Genomic DNA, 25,960 nt, shown 5'->3' with positions numbered 1-25,960 from the left:
TCAATGGGCATTCTGGGAACGGCGGCGGTCCGCCAGAAGAAGGAACGGAAGAAGAAGCCCAACGAGCTTCTGGCCTCCGTGGTGAGAGAGACGGCGATCCCGGCAGCGGTCGAGTTGCTGCGGTCGAACACTCCGTTCGTCTTTCCCAGCGGCACGGCCTGGGTGATGCTCGTGCTTGCGGCCGAGGAGATCGGCGGCTTGAGTACGCGGCACGGCCGGGACGAGGCGAAGGGCTCGATCATCGAGCTCATCAGCTCCGACCAGATCCGCACGGTCGCCACGGCGGAGATGCTCGAAGCGGAGGTCTTCGGCATCATCCCCACCGACGAGACTCTCGCGCGCATGGAGGAGTACTCGCTGCTCACCGGCGCCACCTACGCCTGGGCCGTCGTGTGGCAGAAGCCCGGCGGCGATCTGCTCGTCGATCTGGTGAACGACGCGACCTTCGCAGAGGCGCGCTTTGTCGCTGCAGGTACCACGAGCCTCGAAGAAGCCGTGGGCAAGATGGCGTGGGAAGAGCACAGCGGCCTGATCGCCGAGGCCGGGACCGCCGACCCCGCCCCGGCGGTCTTCTGGGAGGACGAGGGGGATGCGATCTTCGATGTGATCCCCGGTGACGAGGGGGCTGACGAGGGCCTGGACGACGAGCCGCGTTTCAGCGACGTCATCGACGACGATGAAGGGGTGGACACACCCGTGTTCGACGGGGACGACGTGGCCACCGCTTCGGTCGAGTCGGAGCCGGACTACGACCGCGACGAGGTGACCGACTACGAGGGCTTCGACGAGGCCGACGCCGGCACCGGCATCGAAGGCGACTACCAGGAGGCCGGCGACGCTGTGCTTCCGGCGGATCAGGCCCAGGTACGCGACGTCATCGCCCGCCGGTTCCTCTCCGAGGAGCTGGACTTGGACGTCCGGCTCGACGAGTTCGACGCGACCTTCACCATCGGCGCACCGGTCGTGCAGATCGCCGTGCCCGAGGGAGCGACCGAGTGGCTCGGGGACCAGGTCGCCCAGCTCAACCGGCAGGCCAACGCGGACTTGATGCAGCTCCGTTCCGCGCACGAGGTCGAGCTGCGTGCGCTCTACGTCAACCTCATGTCGGCGCACACCGAGCAGGTCATCCGCACGGTGGCCACCGACCGCGAGGGCTCCCGGTACAAGCTGTTGAAGGACGCGGCTGAGGCTGAGCACCAGCAGCGGCAGACGGAGAGGGAGGAAAAGATCCGAGCCCGCCGGGCGGAGATCGCCAAGGACTATGAGGCGCAGGCCACCAAGGTGGCCCAGCAGGCGGCGCTCTCGGCGGAGCTGCAGTACAAGGAGCGCAACCGCTCGCGGATGGAGCGCGAGCAGATTGACTCCGCCGCCGCGATCGAGCGGGACATCGAGGACACCCACGCGCACAACCAGCATGAAATCCTGCGGGTCCGGCGGTCGGACGCGACGCTGAAGATGCAGACCGGGCAGACGCGGATATTCGAGGTGCTGGCCGAGCGGCAGTCGGAGTACCTGGCGGCCGAGGAAGCGCGCCTGAGCCAGTGGAAGTCCGAGATCCAGCGGATCGTCGACGACAACCGCAAGGCCGACATCGCCCAGTACGAGGCGCTGGCCGAGCACCAGCGGACCACGGACGAGATCGGCATCCTGCGCCGGGAACAGCTGGACCTCCTGGAATCGGTGCGCTCTGAGCACGCCGACCGGATCCGCCGAATGGAGGACGAGCTCGAACGCAACCGCAAGGACGCCATCACCCAGATGACGACTCGGGACGCCGAGTGGCAGCACAACCTCGACCTGGAGAAGGAGAAGACCAACCACCAGGTGACGCGGGTCTCCGACCTGCTCGGGCAGCTGTCGACGGTCGAGGATTCAGTGGCCAAACGGTACGAAGCACGCCTGACGGAGATGCAGGCCGACAAGGAGTCCTACGCCAACGAGCTGGCGCGGGCTTCCGAGATGCAGAGCCGCTCGAACAAGATTCTCGTCGTCATGATCGTCACGCTCTCGCTCCTGATGGGTGTCGCCGGCTTCATCGTCGGGGTGGTCTTGATCCGTTGAGCGATCCGGTCATGACCGACGGGGTGATCTGACGGCGCATGGGGCGCGTTCCCCATGCGCCGTCGTCGTCTGCGCAGCCGGGCGCACTGGACAGCGGGACAGCGGGACAGCGGGACAGCGGGACAGCGAAATGAGCGAGGCTCGAGAGTAGGGAAGCACGATGGCCACGAACAAGCGGAAGGCGGCACGGCCGAAGGCGAGCAGCTGGGAGAAGATCTCGGCGCGGACGCCCGGCGAGACGCTGACGAACCGAGACGTCTACGACAACCAGCAGTTGGACCGCAGCAAGTTCCTGACCCTGAGGTCGACCAGACCGGGCATCGTCGTCGCGGTGATTGCCGGAGTGCTGGTGACGGTCGTCGCCTGGGTCTTCTACTCGCTCATCGCCACGGCGGTGCTCTCGGTGGGCGTCTCCCTGGGCTCGGGTGTGTCCGGCGGCAGCAAGCCGAGTGCGTACTACGTCCAGGACACCATGACGGGTGCGGGGGGCTCGGTCGTGAAGTGTTACCGGCCCCTGACCAAGGACGGCAACCCGGACGTGAAGGCGAAGTGTCACCCCAGCGTTGAGGCCGTTCCGGTCCCCATCTGGTACACCGCGGCGAAGGACGACAAGCCCAGCGCCGGCAGGCCGGCTGAGCCCGAAAAGAGCACGACGACGGTCGGAGAGCAGCTGGCCGACGTCTCGGGGTTCAAGCTTTTCATCACGCTCGGCTCGGGTCTGATGGTCGCCCTCGTCATCGGCACGTGGTTCTCGCGGAGGGTCGCCGCGGCGAACCTGATGAACACCACGAGCGACATCAACCAGTACCAGAACGACCAGCACATCGCTCTGCCGGAAGAGATCCAGCAGAACTACGACTGGTTCCCTGACGCCGGTGCTCACTCGAGCGTGCAGGTCAGCTCGATGCTCAGCCACATGATGCTCAGGCAGAAGGGTCTGGGCACCGTCGAGGTCGCCCAGCGCGCCGAGAAGGACGTCATCGACGAGGAGGGGAACCTCGCCTATTACGCCGGCGAGGTCATGGACGACGACGAAGGCAGTCCGCTGACGCAGACCCTGCCGATCATCGACGAAGGCTTCGGCGACGAGCTGTTCGAGGCTTCCGGCCTCCCCGATGACAAGACCCTGCGGCTGAAGTACGACACCACGCGCATCCCGTACAACCCTGACGGCAAGAACCGGGACAAACTCGGCTTCGGGTCGGACACGCACAAGACCGTCGCCGCCCTGATCAAGGAGGACTGGACGTTCCCGGCGTACGAGGTCCAACGCCCTGCCGGGGCGTACGTGGTCGATACCGCGCCGGTGAACACCATGGTGCTGGCCATCACCCGAGCCGGTAAGGGCCAGACGTACATCGAGCCGGTCATCGACATGTGGTCGCGGGAGAAGAAGCCCTCGAACATGGTCGTCAACGATCCCAAGGGCGAGCTGCTGGTGAAGAACTACGTGCCCCTGGTCACACGCGGGTTCGAACCGGTGCAGTTCAACCTGATCAACTCCATGAAGACCGACATCTACAACCCCCTGGGGTTGGCGGCCGACGCAGCGCGTGAAGGCAACTTCACCAAGTGCGCACTGTATGTGGAGAACATCGCCGGGATCTTCTTTCCGCTCGACGGCGGCGAGGACCCGGTCTGGCCCAATGCCGCCAACAACGCCTTCAAGCGCGCGGCCTACGGACTCATCGACTTCTACCTGGAGGAGGAACGGGAGCTGCGCAGTGCCGCAGCCGTGCTGAGCATGGACCCGGCGCTGCTCGAGCAGAAGCTCGATGACCTCTGGGGCAAGGTCACGCTCTACAACTGCTACCAGCTCTTCGTGCAGATGAGCTCGAAGAAGATCAAGAACCCTGAGGCCGAACTGGAGAAGCGGGTCAAGGCCGGCGAGTTCGACAACAACGCGGACGCCCTGGCCGAGGAGCAGGAGAAGGCTGCGGCCCAGGCCTTCATGTGGGAAGGCAAGGCCGATCAGGACATGCTCAGCCTGTACTTCAACGCGAGCGAAGCTCTGCCCCGCAACAACATGCGCACGATGGTGGGCAACGCCCACAACGCACTGCGCTCGATGGCCGGCGCGGAGAAGATGCTCGCCTCGGTGTACGGCATCGCGATCACCGCCATGTCGTTCTTCACCGACCCCACGATCTCGACGCTGACCTCGGGCAAGCCGTCGCAGAACACCGACCTGGCCGGCCTGAGCTTCCCGCGTCGCCTCGGCGTGCGCTTCGCGCCGAACTACGTCAAGCGCGACCACCTCGTCGGTCAGCAGGCCGTGTGGTCGGCCTACGCGGACCCGATGTTCACCGAGAACCTCGGCGAGGACTTCGAGCACGAGGAGATCGTCGGCCGCGAAGGTTGGGCCCGGTACAACTTCAAGGGCAAGTTCCCCGGCCACGAAGCCTGGCTCAAGCTGGAGCTGGTCAACCCACAGACGAAGATGCTGCTGCGCACCTTCTACTTCAGCTTCACGAAGACCCACCAGGTCTCGCTCAATGGCCGGCACTACGTGGTCGAGCCGGTGACGGGCAAGAAGATCGTGAAGAACGGCGTGATGCGTGAGCTGAAGCCGGTGCGTGAGGGTGGCACTCGGGACGGGAAGATCCTGTCCTTCCAGGCCGGGGACACGCTCTACCCGGACACGCGACTCGACTTCTCCGGCGGCGGCAACCCGGAGAAGGTCTCGTATCAGGCACGGGCGATCACGCAGAAACTGTCTCGCTACTCGGAGTCCCCGAAGGCGCTGTTCCTGGTGACTCCGCCTCACCTGATGAAGTACGCGAAACTGATCCTGATCTTGGTCAAGCAGCTGTTCGACGTGAGCGCCGACCAGGCGTACATGACGAAGTCCAACCAGAAGCCGCTCTACCGCACGCGGTTCATGCTCGACGAGCTCGGCAACCTGCAGTCGGAGGGCAAGGGCATCGACGGCTTCGCGACGATGCTCTCCATCGGCTTGGGCCAGGAGCAGCAGTTCACGCTCATCCTGCAGACCCTGCAGCAACTGCGCGACGTCTACGGCGAGAGCGTCGACAAGATCGTGCAGGGCAACACCTCGAACATCGTCTTCTTGAAATCCACGGACGACTCGATGATCGAGACGCTGGAGAAGATGAGCGGCAAGACCCACCGGTCGTACAGGGACAGCAAGCAGATCAGCCAGGATCTCGACAAGGTCATCGGCGGCAAGACCGAGGGCCGGGTCTCCTACACGATGAGCACCAGGGAAGAGCCGCTGATCAGCTACAACGACATGGCCTTCCTCTCGCCGCGCAACTCGATCGTCTTCCGGGCCGGCGATGCGCCGATCTGGAACCGCAACCAGACGATCCTGCCGATGTCGGTCCGGCTACTGGGGAACACGATCAAGCACCCGGGGCACACGTACTCGCTGCAGACGATCCCCACGCTGTCCAGTGCCATGGACTTCGACGTGCGGATGAATCAGCCGGACTTCGTGAAGATGCTGGAGAAGCGCATGCGGCAGGCGGTCAAGGCCGCGGACGCGAAGGCGCAGTACAAGGAGATCTACGGCTACCAGGAGGTCGACATCGAGCGACTGGACCCGGATGTCTACGCCGACGAGGTCATGGAGGTCATCACGACGATGACCACGGTCGACAAGTACCAGGACCCCAACGCTCCGGTGGTCGTCGACCCCGACGAGTACGAGGGGATGAGCATGTTCGACGAGGACCAGTTCATCGAGAACGTCGAGGTCGGGGTCGCGGTCGCCGAGAGGCAGGCGGTCAGCGTCGAGCGGCAGCGTCTGCTCTACGCGGAGGGGACGATCAGCAAGGAGATGCTGGTCAATCCCGACGGCTCGGCAAAGGTCAAGAGCCTGGACATCGAGATCGGCGAGGCTTACAAGTCCGCGCAGACCGAGTTGGAACAGGATCGCGAGCACTTCTCGGTCGGCGGCGACGGCGAACTGCGCAGCGCCGATGGGTCTCAGACCTACATCAGCCAGATCCGCTCGGACGCGTACGCCAATGCCGCCCGCCGGATCAACGGCCACGTGAACGAGAAGGACTCTCGGGTGTTCGCGGAGGAGGACGTCACCGAGGAGGACCTGAAGTCGCTGGCGACGGTGAAGGTCTACTCGGCCTTCTACCAGTACCTGGCCTCGCTGCCGAGCTGGGAGGTGCTGGCCGACGGCCGGTTCGACAGGGCGATGGCCATCGAGATGAACTCGAAGTAGCCGACGGCCGCTTGGGGTCGGACGAGGATCACAACCAGTGCCGAGGCCATCTCTCACCCAAGAGAGACAGCCTCGGCACTGGCCTTTCGAATAGCCTCCAACTCTCTTTCGATAGGCAATGTAGGCTCTATGTAACCCGGAGCATCCACAGGAAGCTGATTGACTATGAAGAAGGCACGCGGACTGCGGAAGTACTTCTACGAGTACGTCTACTACAAGGCAGTCGAGCAGGCCCGGGTGCAGGCGGGACAGGTCGTTCCGATCTCCCAGGCCAAGGCGATCCGCGCCCGAGTCGACGAGATCCTCGGCCGGCGGGGCACCGCACTGGCCGACCCGCGGCTGGCCATCGCGGACTGCCTCTCCGCCATCGACCAGGCGTTCCAGGAGAACGTGTCCGACTACGAGCCGCAGTTCGGTGATCATTCCCCGCAGAACGAGCGCTATCAGCAGTTGCAGCGGCAGTTCACCCGCGTCACCGGTGTCGGTGCCCAGGTCGACCCGAAGTCGGCCGGGCTGCCGATCAGCCCCTATGACCCCGCCTGGTCCGGACGCGCGACCGTGAAGCGCGCCGGGACCGCGCTGCTGTACCTGCCGGACGAGACGATCGGACGCGTGGCCGGCGGCGAGGTGGAGACCCTGGCCGATCCGCGGCACGGAAACATGGTGCTCTGGCGCATCGACGACAACGGCAAGCCGTTCGAGGCGGGCCGCGCGATGACGAACGACGACGCCGCTGGACTCACCGCGCTCATGGACAAGATGAGCCGGCAGGAGTACGACCAGGTGCGCGAGTGGGTCATCGACGGCGCCCGGAACCCGCAGACGAACCGCGTCGACCGCAACCGCTTCATGTCCCGGCGCGCCGTGGCGCGCTCGGCAGCACTGCTCGAAGAGCTGAAGGCCCAGGGCGTGTCCTACGCGGTGATGCGCGACCGCGAGCCAGGTCAGATCAAGGCGAAGATCGCTGGGACCGGCATGGAGATCCGCCTCACCGACACGCGTCAGGAGGAGTACGCCGGAGCTCGGGTGTACGACAACGGCACGGTGCTGCGCTACTCGACGAACCACCGGGTTCCCGGCGGCATGGCGGTCTACTCTCCCTCTCCGGCGGAGGCTGTCCAACTCCTGCGCTTCGCCCAGGGACATCGCGTCGAGCGTACGGATCTGCCGGGGCACGCCGCAGGCGGGACCGGCACGACACACCAGGAGCTCGGCCGTGGCCGCACGGTGGTGGACGTGCCCGACAGCTACCACGTTGACCGTGACTCGATGTTCGTCGTCGGCGACTACGTGGCCCCCGGTGAGTCCCGCCCTCGGCCCGGCTCGAAGGTGATGCTGCGCCGGGACGCGACGAACCGCTCACTGCCGGCCTTCTTCCTCGACACCGAGCCGGCCGAGGCCTATGCGAAGGCCGCCGTCGAGAGCGCTCGGGAGAACCTGCAGGCAGCCCTTGGCGTCGAGGATCTCATTGCTCGCGCCGAGACGGAGCTGGAGCGAACCGGCGGTCAGCTGGATGCGATGGAACCGCCGGAGTACTCGGCTGACTCCGAGGTCGCCGCGATCCAGCGCTCGTACTGGGACGTGCTCACAGGCGCGCACAGCGAACTGCTGCGCCCGGGTGCGACCGAAGAGATGTATCGGGAACGGCTGGAGGAGATCGGCGAGCTGCAGGCCGAGGAGACGCCCGAGATGGGCAACCTCGTCTACGGCGGCACCGCCGTGGACAAGGTCCGACAGCACGCTGAGGACGTTCCCTTCGAACTCATCGGGACCTGGGAGGCGCAGCCCCATGACGTCGACGGCGAGTGGGTCGATCAGCGCTTCAACCCGGACCGGGTGGCGCGATACATGACCAGCCCCACCGGGCAGTGGTCGAACCTCGACAACCTCGCCTCGGCGCTTCGTCGTTGCGAGATCTCCCCTGACGAGATGATGGGCTCGACCTTCCAGACGACCCGGTTCAAGGACCGGCTCGTCCGCTTCAACGCCGAGCGTTCCGTGCCGATCGCCGATCACGAATCCGCGTTCATACGGCGTATCGGGGTCACCGTGCGTGAGAGCATCGAGCGCAACGCGGCGACGGTCTCCCAGATCCTGGTCGACGAGCACGGCGTCATTCGCTGGAGTGGCGAGAAGCTTCACCGTAACGGCAAGGGGACTCCGATCTCGGGTGAGATCGGCCAGGTCTTCGATGTCGGCGAGTACGGCGAGATCACCACCGCCTTCGCCAGCGGGCAGAACGCCCTGATCGTGCCCGGCTACGAGGCCACGATCACGGCCCAGACCCCGGGCGAGGCTCCGACCTCGGTCGAGGAGCGCACGCGCCTGCGCGGCTACGAGCAGCTCATGCACGAGCGCATCCAGTACCAGATCGCCGGTGACGTCAGCGCCGGGCGGAGCGAGACCGGCGAGCCCTCCTCGCTCAACACGGTCTACTCACAGCTGTACGGCACCAAGCACCCGGTCGACTACATCGAGCGCGCCACCACGTACCAGCGGGACGAGTCCACCGGCGAGATCAAGGCGCACCTGGAGGAGTGGACGGCAGCGATCCTGCAGACCGAGGCGCGCCGTGTGCGCTACTCCAACGAGATCAAGGCCGGCTCGACGGTCTACGCCGAGTACAGGGCCCAGCGCGACCGAACCGACCCGGCTGATGACAACCGCTTCGACGCCTGGCGGCTCACCGGCGGGCGGAACATGACGGTGCTCACCGGCAAGGACCGGAACAACGTGGCCGCGCCCAGCGGCTACTTCGACCCGGTGATGACCGGAGGCTCGACCAACCAGGGCATCGTGCGGTACTTGACCGCTCAGGCCCGGGTCGACACCGATGGTCGGATCGTGCCGGGCGACGAGAGCGTGGCCGGACAGCGTGCGCCGCTCATGGCTCTCCCCGAGCTCGAGACGCTGCGGTACGACCCGTTCGACCGTCAGCAGATGACGGCCTCGACGATCATGCAGTCCTCCGAGGTCACCGCGCCGGCGAAGACGGCGCTGATGACCTTCGGCGGCTGGACGGCAGACGACCCGATCGTGGTGTCGAAGGAGTTCGCCGAGCGCCACCGCATCCGCGGGGCCGGCGGTCGGGAGCGCGATCTCGTCGTGGGCGACAAGATCTCGGATCTGCACGGCAACAAGGGCGTGATCTCACTGATCGTCGACCGGGACATGCCCCTGCACGACGCGCAACAGCAGGCCGTCGTCGAAGAGGTCGACTGGTTCCGGGCCAACCCGGGTCTGGACGTGGTGATGAGTCCCTTCAGCCTCATCTCCCGGCGCAACGCGGGCTCGGCGCGCGAGCTGATGAGCGGGAACGTCTCCGATCTGCGCTCGCCCGACGGAGAACTGCGGCCGAGTGCCCTGGGCGAGATGCGCTTCGTGGTCACCCATATGGCCGTCGACGAGAAGACGAAGATCTACGACGACGAGCAGGTGCGTGCCGGCAAGGGCCGTAAGGCCTCCGCTCAGCTGGCCTGGGCGCTGCAGTCTCAGGACTGCCCGGCGATCATGCGCGAGTTCTACGGCCACAACAGCGGGGCCGAGTCGAGCCTGCGCGAGTACCTGCTGGTATCCGGCATGGACATGGACGCCGACGGCACGCTGCGCGTGATCGGCCAGGCCGAGGGTCTCGACGAGCGTACCGAGCGTCGGTTCATCCCGATGCCCGACTTGCTGCGCACGCAGCCCCGCAAGGCGGGCCAGCTCCCGATACTGAATACGATCGCGATGCGCAAGTCCTTCGGCGAGCTCATCGGCGACCGCGGCGGCGACATGGAGATCCCGTTCCCGCTCACGTATCCGACTGGTGAGCAGACCGAGACGGTGAGCGCGAACTCGTGGAAGCTGCCGGTGATGTCCTCGCATCTGCGCAGTGGTCAGGAGTTCGAGGACGGGTCCTCCGTCACGCACGACTACACCAGCAGCTACCAGGACGTCTTCGTGGAGGCCTGCCGCTACCGCTACATGGCCGAGCAGCTGGACGGCCAGAGTCCGTCCGCCGAGCAGCGCGCCGAGGTGCGTCGCAAAATGAGCGAATCGGTCTCGCGCGCTCAGCGCGCCTTCGAAACGATCACGACCGACGTCCAGAAGCGAGTGCTGACGGGCAAGAGCAACATCTTCAAGACCGGGCTGATGTCCTCACGGCTCACCGACTCGGCGACGATGGTGTGGACCGCGGACCCACGGCTGGACGTCGACCAGGTTGCGCTCAGCTCGGTCAAGGCCGAGAAGTTGGGGCTCGCCGAGGGCGACCACGCGCTGGTGTGGCGTGACCCGGTGCTCCGTGACGCCGGTGTGCGCTACATGCGGGTCGCGATCGACGACCGGCTCACCGGCGCCGCGATCAACCCGGTGATGGACGCTTGCTTCGACGGCGATTTCGACGGTGATGCCGTCGCCGTGGTGAAGCTGCACAGCGAGGCGGCCAAGGCCGAGGCCCTGGCAAAGCTCTCGGTGCCGGCCAACCTGTTGGACACCGGAGTGGTCAAGGGCGATGGTTCACACCCGCTGGCCATGCAGGTGTCGCTGGACACCCAGGTCGCGCTCTCCAAGGACGCCGGAATGGCTGATGAGTTGGAGAGTTCGCGGAGCGAGGCGAACCGGCTCCGGCTGCGGGCGATCACGGGCTCGGATGCGCCGGAGGACATCAAGCTCGCCCAGCGGATCGTGACGGAGGAGCTGAGCGGGCTGTACCGCCAAGCGCAGCGTGGCGAGTTCGGTGCGGCACTGACGTTCTCGGATCGCGAGGCACACCTGCGGAGCGTGCGCGAGGTCTGCGTCAAGACCGGCGCCAAGGGGAGCGAGAAGAAGCTCACCGACTACGCCCGGAACCTGGGCGATGCACAGGGCACGCCCGGCATCACCCAATCCGACCAGGAAGCCTCGATGTTCGCCACGGCGATCAAGTCCCACGGCACCGGCTTGGGTGGCTCGTTCAGCCAGCGTGCCGTGCGCGCGCTGCGCGGCGAGGACCTCAAGGCCGTCCTGGAGGTCACCTACCCGGTGACCCAGTCGATCCTGCAGGCGAAGCACGACGCTGCCGAGGCCCGGCACAAGTACGCGATGCTCCAGGGCCCCGGCCGCGATCTCTGGAGGGGCCGCAGCATCAAACATGTCGGATCGGGCGAGTGGCACACGGCATTCATCGACGGTGAGCCCGTCCAGGCTACGGCGGAAGAGTGGGAGAAGCAGTTCATCGAGTTCTACGAGTCCAAGGAGGGCTTCGGAGTCACGGTCAACCCGGAGTACGTGGCCCGCGTGGCCAGTGCGCTGGAGGACCCGACGACCGGGCGCATCCGCAACTTGGAAGAGGACGTGTCGCTGCGGGGCACCGTGATGGACCGGATGGCCTACGGCGGCGCGTTCGCCGATCTGGTCGAGGCGGCCAAGAACCGCGAGAGCGTCTACGACGGCGAGAAGAACGAGCAGTTCGCGCCCGTGGCGACTCTGAACGCTCGGGTGCGGACGTCCTGGCAGCTCGATCAGCTGGGCTCCACCGAGACGCGCAGCCCGGACCGCGCCGTGATCGCTCTCGATGACTCGGTGGTCAAGCCCGACGTGATCTCTCAGGGCGCGGCGGCGTCCCGCACCCGCGGCTCGCACCGCCGCTCCGCGCATGCCGTGGGCGTGGGCGCGACGCGCCCGGTCTACAGGCCGAGCATCGAGATCGAGCCCGAGGTCAACGACGGCGACTACGGGATGGGGTACTGAGATGGCACAGCACAAGGAACTGGCAACAGGAGCCGCGGGCCGTCGGCGCGCGATCAAGGTGCTTCCGGTCGGCGACGATCGGCTTCGGACCGGTGAGCCACGAGGCAACACCCGTGCCCACTCGGACTCGCGCTCGGACGAGCCGATCGACGCCGAGGTGATCGACGATCCGGGGCCGCAGGACGCAGACGGTGCGCGCGCCTGGCGTGAACGGCTCCGGGACCGTGCCCGCGAGTTCTTCGGTGAGAAGACCCGGAAGCGGATGGCCGACCGTGAGCGCGTGCACGGGATCGACGTCGACCGGGCCGAGGACGAGAGCGATGGCCTGGATCAGCGCGAGCAGCTGCTCAAACTCAGGGCGGAGACGCGGCTGGCCTGCGAGAAGTACATGGCCTCGCTGCGGGACTCGAAGCTGTTGGTGCCCGGCTTCAACGACGAGGAGCGGGCGCAGGATCTCGGCGCCATGCACCACGTCTACATGCAGATGATGATGCAGTCGTGTCTCAAGCCGCTCTCTCGCGGAGTGAATGCCAACTCGATCATCCAAGCGGTCGGCATGGTGATGACGATGCGGATGCTCGCCCCGGATTTCAAGAAGGAGATGGACAGCTACCTCCAACCCCTCAAGGACAAGATCCAGGAGCGCATCGACACCAGGACCCGTGGCATGGTGGCCTTTGCCGAGAGCGGCATCACGCACCGGCAGAGGATCTTCAAGGACCTGCCGAGCGACGCCCGGCGCGAGCGCCTGATCGGCAGCACGGATCCGCGTGACCACCTGTCGAAGAAGTGGCGCAAGCGCTTCGACGCCATGCAGCATCGTGAGCGCGGCCACCGGGAGATGTTCACTCCGGACTCGGCAGCCATGACCGAGGTCGCGCTCATGGAGAACGCCTTCTGGAAGATGCGTGAGCCGGGCGCGGACGTCGGCCTGATCCGCGATGGCTACCAGGCTCTGCGCAAACGGCTGCACGAGCAGATGAGCGAAGACGGCCTGGAGCGACGGGAGGTCGTCCAGCGCGCCCGAAGGATCATCGGCGAGCGGATGGAGTACGAGCCCGAGCTGCGCACGATGTTCAACGGCGTGGCCCACGGACGGATCGTCAAGGCCCCCGCGCACGAGGAGCGGATCGCGGGCTCCGACCGGGTCCACACGGTGTGGAGCGGGGAGTTCGACGACCAGATGGGCCGGCGTCTGCCAGAGGACGGGATGTTCACACTGCGCCGACCCATGGACGCGGACGCCCACCAGGTCCAGCTCGCCGAGACGATGAAGACCTCGCTTCTCGACGCGCTGGGCCGCGGCGACCAAGAGGCCTACGGGGGCAACATGCTCGGCTACCTGGTCGGCTTCGCGGTGCGGAAACAGGGTCTGGACACCAGCGGGCTGCCCGACATGCTCCAGCACCGCCTGGACCAGTCCGAGGTGATGATCGCGAGCATGGACATCGACGGTCTGCCACCCGAGGAGCAGCAGCGGGTCTACTCCAACGCCTACGTCGACGCGATGGAGGCAGTGAACGAGAAGTACCCGGATCTCGAGGCTCAGCTGAAGCGGAGCCTCGGCGAGAACTGGCAGCAGACACTGCAGGCGGCGGTCGACGACCCCGGGGCCTTCTTCGAGGAGCAGCGACTCAAGCCGCGGTCGCGCCCTACGGGTCCGTCGGCCGAGCAGGAGGCCGGCTCGCAGAACAACGGCCCGAACGCCGAGACCGACTCCGAGCACTTCCAGCCCACCTGAGTGCGATCCGAGAACACGAACAAGGAGCAGGAGGAGGGGGCATGAGCCAGGAACAGAGCGAGGGTCAGCAGGTCAGGTTCGGATCGCGCTTCGCGCGGATGTTCGGCTACGTCACACCGGAGGATCGGAGCCGATGGGAGCAGCAGCGGGCGCAGAACAAGCCGCACGTCAGCGCGCTCCGGCAGGGCGCGACGTCGGCACTGAGTTCGATGATGGAGTTCGCAGAGCGCAACATCGGCGCGAAGCTCGATGCGGCCCACCGCGTGGCGGCGCAGGAGCGGTTCGAGGAGTCGCACGACAAGGTCGTGAACCAGCGCCGCGATCCGAAGACGTGGAGCATCATCGAGTCGGTCGACTATGAGCCCAGGGGCGACCGGGAGGGGATCGAGCCGGATCTGGAAATCTAGTCAAATGGCCAGCGATAAGCATGGTGACTGAACTTGATACGCCCAACTCCCCTTCTCCACTCATGACTATCTCCGATAGACTGACTTCCAATTGGAACCGTTTCACGAACGGCGATAGGACAGGGTGTAGAAATGGAAACGACGAAGACACCGCGTGTCAATAAGCGCGAATTCATCTCGCGGGTCGCGACTCGCAGCAAGTTGCCCAGACGAGTGGTGAACCAGGTATACGAGTCGTTGCTTGATGAACTCACTGGGGCGGTGAGCTGCGGAGAGGCGGTCGTACTCACGAGCTTCGGCCGCTTCTACCGGCAGGACCACAAGGGTCACAAGGTGCGCTTCGGCAAGAGCAACGTCGATGACTACGTGGTTCTCAAGTTCTCCGCATCGAGCAGCTTCAACCGTCGACTGGGGGGCAATGAAGACGATGCCCCACCGGAGACCTACGGGTCGATCGGGGATGCCGGCAAGTTCGAAAACGTCATTGAGGGTCGTGAGCTGCGGCCCGCGTCGTAGAAAGCGAGGAGCCGGCAGAAAAGAAGATTCCCGTGATGGCTGCAGGCATCACGGGGATTTTCTTTATGGATGAGACGAGTTCGGCCGCGAGGCTCAGCCGTCGGCGATGACGAAGATCAGCACGAGTGCGCCGACCCGGACGATGAACACGCCGGCCACGGCCAGGTACAGGTCACTCGAACTGGTGGTCGGGCTCGTTCATGGTTGGCGTGTCGAAACTGCCGGTCAAGCGCTGCCCGGGTCGTGAGGGACTCGCAATCGGCTCGCGCTGCGCGGCCAGCTCGGCGAGAGTGAAGCCCACAGGGCGGTCCAGACGCTGGCCGGCCATGTGGTAAACCTGCCCGTTCGCGCGTTTACCCAGGGCGATGATCTCGCGGACAACGGGCTCGCCCGGGTGCTGGGGCGCGCGCTCCCGCCAGACGATCCGGTGCGAGGGCTTTGCATTGGGATCTGCGCCGACGTACGTGGTCTCACAATCGGAGAGATCGGGATAACTGGGCATGAACGCCAGCGGGTGCGTGCCCGGCGCGCCTTCCTGGATCCGGCGCAGCTGGTTGAGAGCCACGCGCAGGAGCCGGTCCGCTGGTCCTTGAGGTTTCTTCAGCGCAGCGTCGTGGAGAGTCTGGAAGTCCTGCTTGAGACCGGCGGTCGGCAGGATGCGGATGACGGGCCGACGCTCACTCATGACGCTTCTTCTGCTGGGCGGCACGATGGTCATCCGCCCACTGCTGACCGAGCGGGCCGAGGCTTTCGGCCAGCTCTTCGACGGTCATGCCCGCATCGCCGGAGGCGTCGGACTCCTGGATGCGATGGGAGAGCTCGGCCTGGAAATCAGCCTCAGCGTGGACGTGGGCCGCGTGGTCGTACTTCATGAGGCGCACGAACGCGGCAAAGGGGATGATCGCGGCCTCGGGCTTGTTGCCGTCTCCGAAGATCAGCGGCGTGATCTGGCCGCGGCGATAGAGGTTCAGGACCGTGGCGAGTTCCTCGTGCCTGAGCTGGTCTGTCGGGACGACATTGACAGAGAACTTCGGGAGCTCGGCGCCGGGACCGCTGCCGCCGTGAGCATTGTCGTTGCGAGTCATACCTTCAGTATAGTCAGTCTAGATTGACTTGTTGTCGACTCGTATACGAGGTCATCGCCGAGTCGACATGGACATCGAATGACGACTCACTCCATGTTCGAGAGGCGGGCCAGACAAAAGAAGGAGGAGCCCGTGCTCCAGTCCCGCACGGTGCGGGCTGGAGCACGGGCTCTGATTGACGGACAGCCGCGACTCCAGGAGTCCCCCGCGTCGACCTGCATGCAGACAATGCCGGGCGAGCGCCACAGGGCCACCACTCGGTCACGGCCGTCCAGGGCCAAGAGGACGTCGCAACGCGAACTGGACCTCGGCGTGAATGATCGTCGCGGTGCTGTGCGGCTCGCCGACGGGGTTCATGCCGTTCGTCGTCTTGCGCCGGTCGCTCGTGACGAGTTCCGCGCCCTCGACGAGGCGGGCGAGTACGGCCAAGCCGGGCTTCCTGCGGATGAAGACGTTCTTGCCCTCGGCGACAGGGCCGGCAGACCGGAGCACTTGGCCATGGTGGCGCGATTCCTTCGTTCGGCCTGGCGGTCGATGGTTCGGGGATCCATTGGCGATCTCTCGGGCAGGGCTCCAACTACCATTCAATCCCTTATTGCATCGACTTTTATTCGACTATGAGTAGAATGCCAATGTCAGACGCGGATGACTCTGCATGCTATTCATAGAGGAGTTGGGGCAGGGATGGCGGCTACGGTTCAGAGGCCAGAGGGGACGGCGTCGAAGCCGACGGCACAGACGAGAGCAACTGCCCGGAGTCACGCCGGCCCGATGGGCTTCGGCAACGGGCCGCTCATCGCGGCCGGCCTCATGGCGGGCGGAGCGGCGATCCTCGCCGGCTGGGGCCTGACACAGTTCGCGACTTCCGGCGGCGGCTTCGCCCAGGCACTGCATGGCAATCACGCCCCGGCCGAGGCACCGGGCAACCCCGACGAACAGAACGCCGGAGGCGGCAGCGCCCAGCAGCCGAGCGGGGCCGGCGCGGGGAAGCAGGACGAGAGCGGGGCCGGCACGGGGAAGCAGGACGAGAGCGGGGCGAGTCCGACTTCGAAGCCCAGTCGCGGCAGCGAGGACGAGGACAAGGACAAGGACAAGCCCAACGGATCGGGCGCACCCGCCGCGCCCGCGCCGAAGACGAAGCCGCGCACCATCGTGTCAGGCGAAACGCTCGCCGAGATCTCAAGGAGGACGGGGGTTCCGATCGACATTCTGGCCGAGGCGAACAAGACCGAGAATGCCGAACTCATCCACGAGTGGGCCTCGCGGCTCATCCCACGGACGTGACGACGCGACAGGGCGACACCGTCGCGTACCGAGCCTGAATCGACGCCCTGACGCCACGAGGCCGTCAGGGCGGCATCACGGGCTCCACTCCTGGAAGGCGACTGTGTCGAAGGTGAACCGGGTGACCTCGCGGGGCTCACCGCCAGGCGTCACCCGGGACCGACGTCACCCGGGACCTGCATGAGCCGGTCCACGGCATGCCCGCACTCGACCTGGGTTCGACACCCGGATCAGCCGTGCCGATCCCCCCCTCGCCGCGAGGATGCAGCGCCGTAACAGCGTCAGAGATCAGGCGACCCCGCCGGCAGCCTGGCCGGCGGGGTCGTCTGACGTACGAGATCGTGGCCCCTCACGCCGCATCAGCCTCATCGGACTCACCTTGGCCAAACAGGAATCCGCGGACCTCGCCGTTCGTCATCATGTCCTGCAGATGCACCAAGAACACCGCACGCTGCGTGGCCCGACGATCGACCGAGGGCTCGTACTCGCGCAGTACCTTCAGGTTGACGACCCAGCCGTTCTCGCGAGAGATGGCCTGGTCAAGCTGCGAGCCCGGCACGACGTCCATCCCGGTGAAGTCGTGGTCGAACTCGGAAGCGATGTCGAGGTGTTGATTCGGCCCGTCGACGTAGAGCGTGTCAACGCCGACCTGCCGGCCGTCCTCGTCGAATGCCACGAGGAACACGCGGTCTGCCCTGGTGGTGTTGTCGACGTGGACCGCCGCAACGTTGGCATCACCGATGAAGCTCGTCTCCTCGAACCGCTCGCACACACGGGCACGAGCCTCATAGCACCACATGATGCGCCGGGCTTCGTTGAAACCTTTGAACTCGCCAGAGTCGGACAACTCCGAGTGAGACTGGATCATCGGTGGGATCCTTCCAGGTTCCCAGGCCGTTGCATGACCGGGTCCGGTGGACCCGCCTTGAACAGGGCGGGTAGTTGAGCGATGGACTAATCGGGGCATAGGATCGACGCACGAGCAGAGCCCCGCCATCAAGTGCGATACAGAAACGTACGGTAGATGCATGGATCGATCAAGCCGGTTTCCGTTAGGGTTCTCTCGTCGCCACCCGAGGTCTAGACCGTCAAGTCGCAGGAGTACATGTGCCACGTCAATTCGACGGCAGCCGAGTGCGAGCTGTCAGACGGGGCAAGGAGCTCAGCCAGAAGGAGTTGGGCGCGAGAGTAGGTGTCCGCGGCCCGACCGTGGCGCGATGGGAAAGCGGCGAGGAGTTCCCCAAGGGGGAGAAACTCCCGGGGATCGCCTCGGCACTTGGTCAGGACCTTGACGCCCTCTTCCCCTACGACGGCGCCGTGGACCTGCAGTTGCTTCGCTGCGACGCCGGCCTCAGCGTGGCGCAGGCCTCCGAGGCCATCAACGCCAGTCGCGTGCCACTGAGCAACGCGGAGTCCGGCAGGCGTCGGCTCCAGGATGCCTACGTGGGACCGCTCTCGCACGCCTACGGGGTGACGACGGAAGAGCTACTGGCCGCGCAGGACGTCTCGTTCGGGCTCCGCAGGGTGCGGCCGCTGAGGGAAGCTCGTCCATCTGCACCTCGCACGGTCGGCGAGAAGATCAACTATCTTCTGGAGCACGGGTACGCAGGCCGGACGCCTCCGTCCAACGAGCAGATCGCGCAAGCCGTCAACGAGCACAGCGGCACGACGCACATGACTGCCGATGATGTCGCCACGCTTCGTTCGGGCGCCCCGACGACTGCCTCGGACGCAGTACGTGCCGGCCTGGCTCATGCCCTCCAGGTCGACATCGCCCTCTTCCAGGACGACGCCGAGTTGAGCCCTGCGGCCGGTGAATTCCTCGAAGCCATCCGCTTCCTCGGGTCGATTCACCAGGGCCAGATCCTCGGCCTCGCCGCCCGAGGCAACCAGGCGGGGCTGTCGGCCGGCATGATGGCCAAGATCAACGAAGTCGTCGGAGAGTTGAAGAACAAGCTGCCGGGCGAGCAGAGCGAGCAGTGACGCCGGCGCCACGCCTTGACAGCGCCGCCGAGCCGTCCGCCCCTGGCCCTGGCAGAGCCGGCCGCTTCCCGCCCTCGGCCTGACGCCCTTCGCGGCTGAGCTGCAGCTTCGGGCACGCCCATGCGGCGTGTAGCGGTAGCCGACGGCCGGGCTTCGTCCGGGGGCGGAACGGCACCGTCCGTGTACCGGATGTGCCCCCATGGTCCTGACGCGTACCACCAGGATCCCGAGCCGCGGCGCACAACGCAGATCCCCGGCCGTTGGCCACCTCGCAGTGAGGTGGCCAACGGCCGGGGACGGCTGGACCAGGCGCCTGCCCGGGGGCCGGCTACGGCGCGGCGGTGAGGTCCACGCCCAGCAGGTTCGACAGGTCGGCCACCGTCTGCTTGGGGTCCTTGTTGTGCACCCCCGCGAAACCGAGCTGCTCCGCAGCCTGGACGTACGCCTCGGTGTCGTCCACGAAGACGCACTGCTCGGCAGGCATCTCCATGAGCTTGAGCGTGATCTCGAAGAGCGCGGGGTCGGGCTTGCGCAGCTGGTGGTGCTCGGAGATCACCACGACGTCGTACAGCTTGTCGAGGTCGTAGCCGTCGTAGAGGTCCCAGGGCGCGAGGCCCACCGAGTTGGACAGGATGCCCACCTTGATCCCCGCTCGCCGCGCCGCGGCGGCCGCGTTGATCAGCAGCGGCTCCGGACGCAGGCCTCCGAAGATCCTGCCCATCAAGTTGTCGGGAGAGACGCCCAGCTTCTTGCCGGCGAACTCGTTCCACTCGGTCTGGCTGACCGCTCCACGCTCGAGGTCGCTGGTGATCCGGACGCCCTCTTCGTCCTGGTACAGGGCCGAGATGCATGCACCCTGGGGAAGCCCTTCACGCTGCTCGAAGGCGAGCACCACGGGCAGGAGCGGTGTGGTGAGCACGCCTCCGAAGTCGAGGACGAGGCCGGTGTGCTGAGACATGCAGGAACTCCAGTGCTGAGAATCTCGGCGCCGCCCGTACTGGACGGCGTTCCGGCCCCGGCATACGCGTGGCGGCGACAGCGCCTGCGCTTCGCTTTCCAGGGTCGGCGGTATTTACAGGGCGGAAAACGATGCCACCCACTGTCTGGCCCACGGTACCAGCCACCTCTTTGCGGACTGGCAGCCCCGCCCGAACCCGAAGGGCGGCAATAGCACCTGAGGACTGTTTCCTATTTCACGCGACCTCCCAATTGAGTCGACTTCTTCAGCCGCAAGGAGCGGTACCTGAAACTCGAATGGCATGTTCGGGCCGCAACGTTTTACGCATCCGGTTCAAGACTCAGCTCCGCAGACTGCTGCAGAAGCTCTTGAGCGTCTTCCGGGGTGATGACCGCGTAAGCCTTGCTCACTCGGACGAGCCAAGCTGCCTCGCTGTTCGTGTCGACGAAAGGTTTCTCCTGGAGCGGGCCTGTCGCGTACTGGCTGGCCTTCGTGGAGGCAGCGGCACGGAGCGCCGCGGCGATCCAGTACGCCTCGGCGCCCGGCTCTGGGTCGGGGTGCGACGCGGCTGTCTCTTCGGCGGCCCACAGCAGCGTCTCCGGGGCGTAGTACCGGAGCTTCTCGCAGGCATCGGCGACGTCCTGGGTCCATCGGTCCAGGCGGACATCGCTGGGGACCCGCATGTGGATCAGCTCGGCCAGGCGCGACCCGGGCGGGTAGAGACTCGTTCCGGGGAAAGCCTTCACCAGGTCGAACCAGAGCGGGTGAAGCCGGTAGAGGGTCTTCCATGTCTTCCAGCGAGCGGCAACGACGCTGGTGGTGGGGATGCTCGCGCCTACAGCCACGATCAGGAAGAGCAGGTTCATCCACATCGCCGTGAGATCAACGAGTATCTCCACCGTGGAATGCCTCAGCGGGAAAAATACCGCCGTCCACACGATGAAGATCCGGGCCATCGTGTGGAGGAGTCCCATCCACATCGAGATTCCCATGAGCCTGAGACCGATTCGCATACTGATCGTCTCGGCTTCTCGCGCCCCCCGCGACCACTGGTAACCGCAAACGGCGGTTGTGACGAGCGGGAAGAAGTAGAAGACACTCATATACGCAGCGGCGCCCAATTGCCCTGCGTGATCGATGAGAAAGTCTTTAGTTTGCCGCTGGCGGTCCACTACGGTAAAAAAGAGAATGGTGAGCAGGGTCACGCCGATTGCGCCCACCGGGTAGGAGGCACGGGCGATCCAGCGCGACACCCTGACGTGTCGGGGCACCACGGCCTCGGAGCTCTTGCCGTAGCTGGTCGCAACGTACGTCAAGGACGCGATGATGGCGGCGGTGCTGGCGAAGTGTCTCAGGAGAGCGTTCAGGTCGATCACGGGGATGCGGTCCACGGCCTGCATCGCTGCCGGCGTGTAGAGCCACAGGGCCACGGAGAATCCGGCGTAGCCGCCCCAGAGGGCTCGGCGGTGGGCGTCACCGTACCGGACGGCGGGGAATCGCCAGACGGCTATGAGGGTCATCACTGCCGCGGTCAGGTACCTGAAGAAGTCGAGCATGCCGTCCGTTATTCGTTCTTGGAGCCACGCCGCGGCGGAGCAACCGGGTGGGAGAGCGAGGACTCCAAGAGGCTGACCATGTCGTCGCCGGCCAACGGCTGACGGCGGGCCAACCGCTTGATCAGGGAGGCCGACAACTCGGCCTGCTGCTCCTCCGGGCTGTCGTAGTTCACGCGGCCTTGGACCAGAGCTAACGGGAATCGACGAAGGACTTCCTCCCGGATGTGCTCAGGGACGTACCGCTCGACCTCTTCATCGTTCAGGGTGCTGCCGTGGTCCAGCCACTCGTGCGCCAACTCATGAAGGATGATGTGCTCGGTCTGGTTCCGGCTGGATCGGCGCCGGTAGAGCACGACCGTGAACTCCGGCGTCCTGACTCGAAGGCCGCAGGCTGTGCCCAGCCCTCCATCCGGGTCGTCAAAAGGCACCAGCCGAATCTGACGCTTCAGTGCATGCTCCATGTTCCGGACCAGCGCCTCGACACTGAAGGGAGTGGGCACGGGCAGATCGGCAAGCAGCTTCTCGCATTCCTTCAAGAGGGCGCGTCGCGAAGGGTCCCTGCGCCACTGCATGACTGCTCTCGCGAGGTGCAGCGGCGTTGTACCGCCTGGTTCTGCACGCAACCCGCCACTCTCCCCGCTCCGGGCGGTCTTCCGTCGAGCAGCCCAACTCATCGCCCCGTCCCCCTCGCCCCTGCCCCGTTTGCTTTCGGGGCTCCACCCACCCCGCGCTCAGGCATGCGTTCGGCAGGCTGAGCCAAGTAGTCGTCAGACTTTCCGCGTGTGCAGTGAACCCTCGCTTCGCTGCCCGGCGTGACGACGTGTCGTGACCATGTGCAGCACGTCGTGGACGACGTCCAGCACCATGGCCACGGCATTCACCGCCCGCCCGGGTGTCTGCTTGACCGCGCCGCCCCGCTGCGCCGCGCAGACCGCGACGGCAGCGGTGCAGAGACAGAACAGGCCCATGCCTATCGGTAGACCCAAGACGCCGGCGTGCGGTTCCATGAAGTACGGGATTTCAGCGACAACCTCGAACGCAACGGTGAACGCGAAGGCCAACGCGATGACGGCGCCCGTGAACGCCCGGGTGGCAATGTGGTGGACTGGTCGTGATCCACGGACACTGCGCGGGCGGAAGATGTTGTCAAACGGCCGCGCCCTGCGCTTGGTTCTCTCAACGATGTTCCCGGACGCTCCGCGTACGGCACGGCGGCTGACCGTATACCCCTTGCCGACGCGGCGAGCTTTCCACCGCATGTGCTGGCCTTACCCCCGTTGCGGAACAGAACAGTATGGCCAGGTCAACCAAAGGTGTTGATCATCCAGCCCACTTGATGAGAGTCCGCACGATATCCCTACGCGCAAGGATCCTGTCAAGTCGACCGATTTTAGCGCACGTTCGAGTTGGGCAGACGCCACCGGAGGACAGTCGGCAGCAGGGATGAAGTGGCGGCGTGTGGCCCAGAGCACGACGAACCCGGCTGCGACCCCGCCGACGGCTGCCGCGGGAGCAGTGGCCGCCTGCACGAGCCCCGCGAGTGCGATCCCAGCGGCCTGCTCCAGGCTCGGAGAGGCGATGAGCCAGGCCGACGCCTCAGCGAGAGCAGGCGGGGGACGAGGAAGTCCGGCGTGTGGAAGCCGGTCACCAGCAGTGGCGCGGGGAAGACGCCGGGCAGTACGGCGGCCGTGATGGCCAGGGCAGGGGCGGGGTCGGCGAGCGTCGGCAGGGAGCCGACCGCAAAGCCGCAACCGATCGCGCGGAGTTGACGCGTTGGCGAGCCGGGCCAGGTGCGGCGTCACGTAGAGGAAGCCGCCGATCGGGCTGCCGACGGCGAGCACCGCGGGCATCATCGTCGAGAGGTACTCGGCGTGGTGACGTTCGGCTGCGGCGAGGCCGACGACGTTGAGTGCTCCCAGGGTGATCCCCGCCCCGAACAGGGCTGCCGCCAGGGTGTGCAGGGCCAGGACGGGTAGCGGGCCGCCGATGAACACGAGCTCCTGGGCGCTGGTGTCGAGCGAGAGCCGGCTCGCCGTTCGTGACGGCTGCGCACGACGTGCGGCCACAGAACGCGCAGCGCGGCCTCCAGCGGCGGGGTGCACAGGCTGGCGACCGCGGCCGGTTCGGCGTTCATGCACGCGAACGCGGAGAGGAACACTGCGCGTTCGAGCCGGCGGTTTCCTCCTCTAGGGGCGTGTTCGCCGTGGATCGAGGTCCCCGACGACCTGGTCGTGGGAGCGAGGCCGGCGTAGGAGGCGAGGTGGGCTGCGGCGGGGAAGCCGGTACCGTCGCTTCGGTGACCAGCGGGACGGCGGCGGACCTGACTCCGCCTCCGGGCATCGATGGCAGGACCGGGTGAAGAGGGTGGGCCTCCAGCAGGGTGCCGTTCTGGGCTTCCAGTGCCCGGCGCTGTTCGTGGACCGCGGCGAGCGAGCGGGCCGGCTAGGGAACGACCACGCCGAGGGTGCCCGTGCCCGGGACCTCTTCGGTCCGTTCGTCGAGGGCGTCGATGACGTCCTCGTTCAGCCGGGTGGCCATGCACCGGGCCTTGGCCCGGAACAGCTCGATGCGTCTGCGGCGGCCGGCTTCGGGCAGTGCGGTCGGGGATCCGTGGCGCGCGAGGAGCCAGGTGACGGCAGGGTGATCCAGCCGTGGGCCCAGGACACGCTCCAGTGACGGGTGGAACTGGGTGAGCAGGCCGCGTATCCGGTTGCCGGTGCAGGTGGCTTCGGCGGCGAGGTCCTGGTCGAAGCCGGTCAGGACGGTGAGCTCGGCGGTGATTTCGTCGGTCAGTTCGAGCGAGCGCGCGATGTGCGGCATTGTCCGGGCCGCATCCGCGATCACTGCCGCGTCCTGCGCATCCGTTTTCGCCTCGCCCGGGTAGAGGGCGGCGATCCGCCGCCTGGCGAGTCCGGTCAGGTAGGCGACGTCGCAGCCTGCGTCGCGGGCGACGGCGAAGACCTTCTTCCCCGCCGGGTGAGCCCGTGGCCGTGGTGGGCCGTCCTGCCGACGTCCATCCCGAGGAAGACGTCTATGCCTTCGATGTCTGACATCGCACCCTTCTGCAGGTGTTGACCGTGCCGGCCTCGGCGGTGGCGCCGTGCTCGCGCATGCACGTTGTGCAGACCTGCCGCCCGCGAACCGCCCGGCATTACGCCGGACCGGGCAGTGGCCGGGTCTCTCATCAACGTGTCTCCGACGGCACCCCTCGGACCCGGCGACACCACCCCGCGGGTCATGCCTTCGACAGAGGGGACACAGTTCATACCGGGCCTGGCTTTGTTGGTGAGTTTCGGCTCTGATCCACTTCTTGTGGTGCGGCCACGCAGGGTAGCGGGTGAATGACCGGAGTGTTTTGAGATCTTGAGTCAGAACGGCGGGTCTTCGCTGTATCCGCCTTCCCAAGACTCGCGTGCAGCTCTGAGGCGGGCGTAGTGCTCGCGGGCCGCAATGTCGGACGCGTTCTCCAGGCCGCTGGTGTTATGACCCCAAGCGTTCAGTGCGTCCAGGGCGCGGTCTCGGTGGTGTCGGTCGGTGGTGGTGGCCAGTAGACGTCGGGCGTGGTCGGCGAGATCGGCCTGGCGTTGGGTGAGGAGGGGGTGCTCTATGAGGGGGATGGCAGCGACAAGGGCGGTGTGGCGCACGTTGGCGTCGTCATGACCGAGGAAGGTATGAACAGCAGAGTGGATTGCTGGCCGCGCGTTCCGAAACGCCCGCATCTGCTCATCGTGAATTCCCGCACCGTAGAGGCGTTCGTCGATGGCCACGCACTCGTCGTTGGCGTCGTAGGCGGTGTCGCCGAGCCAGTCGAGCAGCTGCACGAGAGTCGGGCGGTTCGGTGTCTCGGCGTCGGGGTTGGCATCGCCCGCTGTGATGGCCGGATGGTTGAGGATCGCAGCGACGCAGAGCGCCACCGGGACGGTGGCCTCGTAGATGCTGTTCTGGTGAGTCACGGGCCCCAGCGCATCGTGGAGGGCGGACTGCCTGATAACCGGGTCGGCGTTGGTAAGGAGTGTCAGTGCCGCCGGCAGTGCCTCACCCGTTCCGCAGGCTGTGGCAAGTGACGCCCAGTTCGTACTGTCCAGCAGTGTTTGAAAGGGAGGGAGGGCGGCGGGGTGAGGCTGCTCGTGGTGGCTGCTGCTGTGGGTCACAGACTGAGGCTATTGGGTTGACGAGGCAGGGTTGTCTGCGGGTGTCACGTGTAAAGCAGGACACGTTTGCGGAGGAGTTCGAAGCCTGCGCGACCGAACATCTGGCGCTTCAGCATCTTGATCCGATTGACATGGCCTTCGACGACCCCGGAGTTCCACGGCAGTGAGAGTCCAGCAGTGACAGCATCGCGATCGCGTTCCAGGTGCCGGTGTCGGCGTACAACCTCGGCTCCCCAGGTGTGTACGGATGAACGTCCCCGTCTACGGTTCAGGGGTAGCAGAGAGTTGGAGGACTGGGTTGGAGC

Annotated in this window: 17 protein-coding genes and 2 pseudogenes; 8 read left to right on the top strand and 11 right to left on the bottom strand. The window is 66.1% G+C overall.

What is annotated here, in order from left to right; genetic code table 11:
• Window positions 1–3 precede the first annotated feature (3 nt).
• The 6 genes from ACFYYJ_RS29950 (at window position 4) to ACFYYJ_RS29925 (ending at window position 14,638) form a co-directional block, all read left to right on the top strand.
• Entirely contained in the window at window positions 4–2,061 is a 2,058-nt protein-coding gene (locus ACFYYJ_RS29950) for a hypothetical protein (RefSeq protein ID WP_389137122.1), read from the top strand.
• 160 nt (window positions 2,062–2,221) lie between these two features.
• Entirely contained in the window at window positions 2,222–6,262 is a 4,041-nt protein-coding gene (locus tag ACFYYJ_RS29945; protein ID WP_389137120.1) for a type IV secretory system conjugative DNA transfer family protein, read from the top strand.
• Between the two features lie 165 nt (window positions 6,263–6,427).
• Window positions 6,428–11,974 carry a hypothetical protein gene (locus tag ACFYYJ_RS29940; protein ID WP_389137118.1) on the top strand — a complete coding sequence of 1,849 codons (5,547 nt, stop codon included), beginning with the start codon at window positions 6,428–6,430 and terminating at the stop codon, window positions 11,972–11,974.
• A 1-nt stretch (window position 11,975) separates the two neighbouring features.
• Window positions 11,976–13,715 (top strand): hypothetical protein, encoded by a 1,740-nt coding sequence (locus ACFYYJ_RS29935; protein WP_389137116.1) that lies wholly within the window; start codon window positions 11,976–11,978, stop codon window positions 13,713–13,715.
• Window positions 13,716–13,756: 41 nt separating this feature from the next.
• Window positions 13,757–14,122: a hypothetical protein gene (locus ACFYYJ_RS29930; RefSeq protein ID WP_389137114.1), complete on the top strand. Its 366-nt coding sequence runs from the start codon at window positions 13,757–13,759 to the stop codon at window positions 14,120–14,122.
• Window positions 14,123–14,254: 132 nt separating this feature from the next.
• Complete coding sequence (locus ACFYYJ_RS29925; RefSeq protein WP_389137112.1) at window positions 14,255–14,638, top strand: HU family DNA-binding protein; 384 nt, start codon at window positions 14,255–14,257, stop codon at window positions 14,636–14,638.
• Window positions 14,639–14,810: 172 nt separating this feature from the next.
• Here the strand turns inward: ACFYYJ_RS29925 and ACFYYJ_RS29920 are convergent, their stop codons facing one another.
• The 3 genes from ACFYYJ_RS29920 to ACFYYJ_RS29910 form a co-directional block, all read right to left on the bottom strand.
• Window positions 14,811–15,356, bottom strand: a complete 546-nt coding sequence (locus ACFYYJ_RS29920; protein WP_389137110.1) for a hypothetical protein — start codon at window positions 15,354–15,356, stop codon at window positions 14,811–14,813.
• Window positions 15,316–15,723, bottom strand: a complete 408-nt coding sequence (locus ACFYYJ_RS29915) for a hypothetical protein (RefSeq protein ID WP_385126823.1) — start codon at window positions 15,721–15,723, stop codon at window positions 15,316–15,318. The genes ACFYYJ_RS29920 and ACFYYJ_RS29915 overlap by 41 nt, the downstream gene beginning before the upstream one ends.
• 261 nt (window positions 15,724–15,984) lie before the next feature.
• Window positions 15,985–16,215: a hypothetical protein gene (locus ACFYYJ_RS29910; protein ID WP_389137107.1), complete on the bottom strand. Its 231-nt coding sequence runs from the start codon at window positions 16,213–16,215 to the stop codon at window positions 15,985–15,987.
• Window positions 16,216–16,494: 279 nt separating this feature from the next.
• Between ACFYYJ_RS29910 and ACFYYJ_RS29905 the strand changes: the two genes are divergently transcribed.
• Entirely contained in the window at window positions 16,495–17,007 is a 513-nt protein-coding gene (locus ACFYYJ_RS29905; RefSeq protein WP_389137105.1) for a LysM peptidoglycan-binding domain-containing protein, read from the top strand.
• A gap of 349 nt (window positions 17,008–17,356) precedes the next feature.
• Here the strand turns inward: ACFYYJ_RS29905 and ACFYYJ_RS29900 are convergent, their stop codons facing one another.
• Window positions 17,357–17,875, bottom strand: coding sequence for a hypothetical protein (locus ACFYYJ_RS29900; RefSeq protein WP_385360001.1), 519 nt, complete (start codon window positions 17,873–17,875; stop codon window positions 17,357–17,359).
• A 239-nt stretch (window positions 17,876–18,114) separates the two neighbouring features.
• Here ACFYYJ_RS29900 and ACFYYJ_RS29895 point away from each other — a divergent pair, with 239 nt between their 5' ends.
• Window positions 18,115–18,990 carry a helix-turn-helix domain-containing protein gene (locus ACFYYJ_RS29895; protein WP_389137102.1) on the top strand — a complete coding sequence of 292 codons (876 nt, stop codon included), beginning with the start codon at window positions 18,115–18,117 and terminating at the stop codon, window positions 18,988–18,990.
• A gap of 328 nt (window positions 18,991–19,318) precedes the next feature.
• Here the strand turns inward: ACFYYJ_RS29895 and ACFYYJ_RS29890 are convergent, their stop codons facing one another.
• The 7 genes and pseudogenes from ACFYYJ_RS29890 to ACFYYJ_RS29860 form a co-directional block, all read right to left on the bottom strand.
• A complete protein-coding gene (locus ACFYYJ_RS29890) occupies window positions 19,319–19,948 on the bottom strand; it encodes an HAD-IA family hydrolase (RefSeq protein WP_363178046.1) in 630 nt (209 codons plus the stop codon).
• A gap of 320 nt (window positions 19,949–20,268) precedes the next feature.
• The gene (locus tag ACFYYJ_RS29885) at window positions 20,269–21,504 is read right to left on the bottom strand and encodes an MAB_1171c family putative transporter (protein WP_385126831.1); all 1,236 of its coding nucleotides are present in this window, start codon (window positions 21,502–21,504) and stop codon (window positions 20,269–20,271) included.
• Between the two features lie 8 nt (window positions 21,505–21,512).
• A complete protein-coding gene (locus ACFYYJ_RS29880) occupies window positions 21,513–22,076 on the bottom strand; it encodes a hypothetical protein (RefSeq protein WP_362068539.1) in 564 nt (187 codons plus the stop codon).
• A 195-nt stretch (window positions 22,077–22,271) separates the two neighbouring features.
• Window positions 22,272–22,763: a hypothetical protein gene (locus ACFYYJ_RS29875; protein ID WP_389137099.1), complete on the bottom strand. Its 492-nt coding sequence runs from the start codon at window positions 22,761–22,763 to the stop codon at window positions 22,272–22,274.
• Between the two features lie 854 nt (window positions 22,764–23,617).
• A pseudogene (locus ACFYYJ_RS29870) lies at window positions 23,618–24,557 on the bottom strand (IS110 family transposase); the annotation flags it as partial.
• A gap of 315 nt (window positions 24,558–24,872) precedes the next feature.
• Window positions 24,873–25,655: a hypothetical protein gene (locus ACFYYJ_RS29865; protein WP_389137097.1), complete on the bottom strand. Its 783-nt coding sequence runs from the start codon at window positions 25,653–25,655 to the stop codon at window positions 24,873–24,875.
• Window positions 25,656–25,699: 44 nt separating this feature from the next.
• A pseudogene (locus ACFYYJ_RS29860) lies at window positions 25,700–25,960 on the bottom strand (hypothetical protein); the annotation flags it as partial.

Origin of the sequence: Streptomyces sp. NPDC002467 (genome assembly GCF_042889825.1) — a bacterium.
Taxonomy (GTDB): domain Bacteria; phylum Actinomycetota; class Actinomycetes; order Streptomycetales; family Streptomycetaceae; genus Streptomyces.
Note: the sequence above shows the minus strand (reverse complement) of the source record. Positions and strands in the feature narration are given on the sequence as shown.

Excerpts from the sequence above, each read along its gene's own strand:
- ACFYYJ_RS29925 (WP_389137112.1), top strand. The coding sequence starts at position 14,255 with ATGGAAACGACGAAGACACCGCGTGTCAATAAGCGCGAATTCATCTCG.
- ACFYYJ_RS29875 (WP_389137099.1), bottom strand. The coding sequence starts at position 22,763 with ATGCGGTGGAAAGCTCGCCGCGTCGGCAAGGGGTATACGGTCAGCCGC.
- ACFYYJ_RS29945 (WP_389137120.1), top strand. The coding sequence starts at position 2,222 with ATGGCCACGAACAAGCGGAAGGCGGCACGGCCGAAGGCGAGCAGCTGG.
- ACFYYJ_RS29890 (WP_363178046.1), bottom strand. The coding sequence starts at position 19,948 with ATGTCTCAGCACACCGGCCTCGTCCTCGACTTCGGAGGCGTGCTCACC.
- ACFYYJ_RS29930 (WP_389137114.1), top strand. The coding sequence starts at position 13,757 with ATGAGCCAGGAACAGAGCGAGGGTCAGCAGGTCAGGTTCGGATCGCGC.
- ACFYYJ_RS29920 (WP_389137110.1), bottom strand. The coding sequence starts at position 15,356 with ATGACCATCGTGCCGCCCAGCAGAAGAAGCGTCATGAGTGAGCGTCGG.
- ACFYYJ_RS29950 (WP_389137122.1), top strand. The coding sequence starts at position 4 with ATGGGCATTCTGGGAACGGCGGCGGTCCGCCAGAAGAAGGAACGGAAG.
- ACFYYJ_RS29935 (WP_389137116.1), top strand. The coding sequence starts at position 11,976 with ATGGCACAGCACAAGGAACTGGCAACAGGAGCCGCGGGCCGTCGGCGC.
- ACFYYJ_RS29900 (WP_385360001.1), bottom strand. The coding sequence starts at position 17,875 with ATGATCCAGTCTCACTCGGAGTTGTCCGACTCTGGCGAGTTCAAAGGT.
- ACFYYJ_RS29915 (WP_385126823.1), bottom strand. The coding sequence starts at position 15,723 with ATGACTCGCAACGACAATGCTCACGGCGGCAGCGGTCCCGGCGCCGAG.
- ACFYYJ_RS29940 (WP_389137118.1), top strand. The coding sequence starts at position 6,428 with ATGAAGAAGGCACGCGGACTGCGGAAGTACTTCTACGAGTACGTCTAC.
- ACFYYJ_RS29885 (WP_385126831.1), bottom strand. The coding sequence starts at position 21,504 with ATGCTCGACTTCTTCAGGTACCTGACCGCGGCAGTGATGACCCTCATA.
- ACFYYJ_RS29880 (WP_362068539.1), bottom strand. The coding sequence starts at position 22,076 with ATGCAGTGGCGCAGGGACCCTTCGCGACGCGCCCTCTTGAAGGAATGC.
- ACFYYJ_RS29905 (WP_389137105.1), top strand. The coding sequence starts at position 16,495 with ATGGGCTTCGGCAACGGGCCGCTCATCGCGGCCGGCCTCATGGCGGGC.